Consider the following 3379-nt stretch of genomic DNA (forward strand, 5'->3'; position numbering starts at 1 on the left):
TGCGTCTGCACGGCGCGTCGGCGGCTGCCGCAGCGTCCGCCATGGGCACGAACGACAAGGGCGCGCCGCACTGATTGATCGCTTTGAGTTTGCAGCACCAAACCCGCCCTTGCCGGCGGGTTTTTTGTTGGCTGATTCGTTTCACCGAACGCCAATAAAAAAGCCGCTGCGCTTTCAAGCGCAGCGGCTTTCGCCGTACATCACAACAAGCTTGAATTACGACTTCGCAGCCGCTGCGTACTGGTTGCGGAGATCGCGTATGCGATCGTGGTTCTGGATCACACCCTGGTACTGGCGTTCGACGACCGCGCGAACATCGGCGGGTAGTTCCTTGTCCAACGCCTCGCGATAATTCTTCTTCGCGACGTCTTCACCGCGCTCGCATTCGTCAAGGATCGCGTGGTCCGTGCGGTGGCTCATAGCCGCCTTCACGTCCACCCATCCGCGATGCAGGGCGCCACCCACGGTACCGCCCGTTTCCGGCTTGCCGCCAAGTCCTTGAACCACACCTTGAAGCTCCGTCGCGCCGCGTGCGCAGTCGTCTGCGCGGCCGGCGAACAGTTGCTTGAGCGATGCGTCCTTCGTGTCTTCTGCTGCCTTCCTGAAGCCCTTTTCGCCGTCTTTCGACGTTTCGATCAGATCGTTGAGTACCGAGACGATGTTCGTGCTCATATGAACCTCCTGTGAGTTATCGAAGATGGCCCGCGGCCGGGTTTGCAAGGATGGTTCTGCAATTTCCCATCGGACCGTGGTCTTTGTACAGTCGCAACGGGCGTGCCTGAACAAAGTGCCGCGGTAGAAAAAGAAAGGCCGCCAGCGGTGCATACACTCGCGGCGGCCCGTAAAACCAAACGCACGTTTCTATGCGCGCCGTTCAGCGAATTCCTGCACCGGTTCAGGCGGCTTGACCGGGTCGAAGTCCGCCCAGCGTCCGTTCCTCCATTGCCCCGAAGCGCGTTCCACTTCCATGCCGCCGGCATCGCGAAGGATCGATGCGGCTTCACTCTGCTGCTCAGGCGAGCAGTGCACCGCTACCAGTACGCCGGACTGGCGTGCGTCGATTGCATTGGCCGAGCCGTGGTTATCGGAACTTGTTTCATCTTGCGGCGCGCGTTTGCCTGATTTGGCGTGAGACATGGCGCCGGCCAGCGAACCCACATAAGCGCCCACGCCTGCTGCGACGACCGCAGCGAGCCACGGGGCCTTGAACACGAGGAAGATGGCCGCGCCGATGATCGCGCCGATCACGGCACCGATCGTGACACCTTTACCCGCACCCTTCGATGAATCCTTCGCGCCGGCATTTGCGTTGTGGTCTCCTCCGGTGTTCAGCCGCGAGTGTTGTCCGCTTGGGGACACGTAGAAAAGCGTGACGTCTTCCTCAACGAAACCGCGCGTGAACAAGCGCTGTGCCGCGGCCTCGGCTTTTGGAAACGTCTGAAATCGTCCAGCGATGATCAGCGACATAAGGACCTCCAGAAAACGTTGAATCGGATCAAATCGAACATGCGCAACTACATGCGATGCAAACCGTCATTCGGGCTCCATGCCCGCGACGCGAAACAAGCCGCTACGCAGCACGACACTGTCGCCGCCGTTGCGATCGAGCGCTTCCGCACACACCGAACGAATCCGGGCGCGGCCTTGTTCGTACGCATTCATGAGGTCTTCCTCTCTCGCGGAAGCGGCGCCGAAGTGATCTTCGAGCGCCTCTGCAGAAATGGAACACACCACGGGGTCGGAGTCGACCAACGCCGTGAAGTGCAGCGCAAAGTCATCACCGTCGTAGACGGGGGAGTCGTCGGCAAACTGGATGTGCATGGTCGAATCCTCATAGGCCGGCCGGGGATGCTGATCGTGCAGAACAAACCTTCCCGGAACGGCGGTCATGATGCGATGCCCTTCAATTTGGCGAGTGCTGCGCCATGGCGTAGTGGTGCTTGATGATCGGCAGCGCCTTGGCCGCCGTGTTCTTGAGCAGTGCGTCGTTGCCCTTCATGCTTTCCGTGCTGAATACCGTGATCGCCTTCTGATGCCCGTTCAACGCGACCTGCTGGATATAAGCTTTATCGAACGCGGCGCCGTGCAGCGTCTCCAGGCTTCCCGTCACCGATGCATCGGCGCTCTGCGCCTCCGTGATGCCGTGATGCATGGCTGCGGCATCGAGGTAACGCGAGAGACGTGTGTGATCCGCGACCATCCGCTGAGCGAAGGCTTTTACTTGTGTATCGGACGAATTCGACAGCGCCAGTTTGCTGGCCGCGATTTCGGTGGCACCCGCGGTGCCGGCATCCTGAACGAATTGTTGGTCGATGGTCGACAGTTTGTCTTTCGCTGAGCTTGACGAAGCCGCCGACACCGGCGATGCACCACTCGCTGCGGGCGCTGCCTGGCTGTCCGAACCCGGACGGGCCGGCGCAACGGAGTTCCCGTTTTGTGCATAAGCCGCCAAGGGAACGCTCAGCGCCATTCCTATGAGCAGTGCGTGCCGCGTCAGTCGTGTCATTCGCATCTCCATGACGGGACGAACTCAAGCCACTCTTTCGCGTTCGCCAAGCGCTTCGATGATGACCTTGTTGAACGCGGGAATGTCGTCCGGCTTGCGGCTCGTAATCAGGTTGCCATCGCGATGAACCTCTTCGTCCACCCACGTGCCGCCTGCATTGCGGATGTCATCCTGCAACGTCGGCCAGCTTGTCAACGTGCGTCCCGCAACGATGCCCGACGAGATCGGCAGCCATCCGCCATGACAGATCACGGCAATGGGTTTTCCAGCCTTGTCGAATTGCTTCACGATACTCTGGGCTTTGGCATCAACGCGGATTGCGTCGCCGTTCACCACGCCGCCCGGCAGAACGAGCGCGTCATACTCGGCGGGTTGGGCCTGATCGAACGTAACGTCCACGTCCACCTTGTCGCCCATGTCAGTGTGGACGAAACCCTGGATTTGCCCCAGCTTTTGTGAGATCACATCGACTCGCGCGCCGGCAGCTTTCAACGCCTTTTGCGGCTCCACGAGTTCGGCTTGCTCGAATCCGTCGACCGCGAGGATCGCGACCTTGTAGCCGTTCAGGGAATCAGCCATGCATAAGCTCCTATAGTGCATTGATGAACCGGTCCCGATGAGGGAACCACGTTCATCGAAGCAGCAAAGGGTGTGCCCAGGGACTGAAAGCGAAAGGCGGCGCTCAGGCCGTTGTCGGCGTCTTGCTGCGTGAAATCCGCAACAGGCTGACCAGTGCCGCGGCGGCTGCAAAACAGGCGGCAACAATCAGCGTAATCGTTGCGCCGTGTTGCGGATTTCACGCAGCAAGACGCCGACAACGGCCTGAGCGCCGCCTTTCGCTTTCAGTCCCTGGGCACACCCTTTGCTGCTTCA

5 protein-coding genes are annotated in these 3379 nt (G+C 60.3%); all 5 read right to left on the minus strand.

The window, feature by feature from the left end; genetic code table 11:
• Window positions 1-216: 216 nt before the first annotated feature.
• Complete coding sequence (locus ACRXB1_RS33115; protein WP_075359576.1) at window positions 217-672, minus strand: PA2169 family four-helix-bundle protein; 456 nt, start codon at window positions 670-672, stop codon at window positions 217-219.
• A 189-nt stretch (window positions 673-861) separates the two neighbouring features.
• A complete protein-coding gene (locus ACRXB1_RS33120; protein ID WP_061998930.1) occupies window positions 862-1467 on the minus strand; it encodes a hypothetical protein in 606 nt (201 codons plus the stop codon).
• 66 nt (window positions 1468-1533) lie between these two features.
• On the minus strand, window positions 1534-1890 hold the full coding sequence (locus tag ACRXB1_RS33125) for a DUF1488 family protein (protein WP_375508125.1): 357 nt from the start codon (window positions 1888-1890) through the stop codon (window positions 1534-1536).
• A gap of 13 nt (window positions 1891-1903) precedes the next feature.
• Window positions 1904-2506, minus strand: coding sequence for a DUF4142 domain-containing protein (locus ACRXB1_RS33130; RefSeq protein ID WP_449494433.1), 603 nt, complete (start codon window positions 2504-2506; stop codon window positions 1904-1906).
• 24 nt (window positions 2507-2530) lie between these two features.
• Window positions 2531-3085 (minus strand): DJ-1/PfpI/YhbO family deglycase/protease, encoded by a 555-nt coding sequence (locus ACRXB1_RS33135; RefSeq protein WP_174364978.1) that lies wholly within the window; start codon window positions 3083-3085, stop codon window positions 2531-2533.
• Window positions 3086-3379 lie beyond the last annotated feature (294 nt).

Source organism: Caballeronia sp. M23-90 (assembly GCF_053574605.1).

Excerpts from the sequence above, each read along its gene's own strand:
- ACRXB1_RS33115 (WP_075359576.1), bottom strand. The coding sequence starts at position 672 with ATGAGCACGAACATCGTCTCGGTACTCAACGATCTGATCGAAACGTCG.
- ACRXB1_RS33120 (WP_061998930.1), bottom strand. The coding sequence starts at position 1,467 with ATGTCGCTGATCATCGCTGGACGATTTCAGACGTTTCCAAAAGCCGAG.
- ACRXB1_RS33125 (WP_375508125.1), bottom strand. The coding sequence starts at position 1,890 with ATGACCGCCGTTCCGGGAAGGTTTGTTCTGCACGATCAGCATCCCCGG.
- ACRXB1_RS33130 (WP_449494433.1), bottom strand. The coding sequence starts at position 2,506 with ATGACACGACTGACGCGGCACGCACTGCTCATAGGAATGGCGCTGAGC.
- ACRXB1_RS33135 (WP_174364978.1), bottom strand. The coding sequence starts at position 3,085 with ATGGCTGATTCCCTGAACGGCTACAAGGTCGCGATCCTCGCGGTCGAC.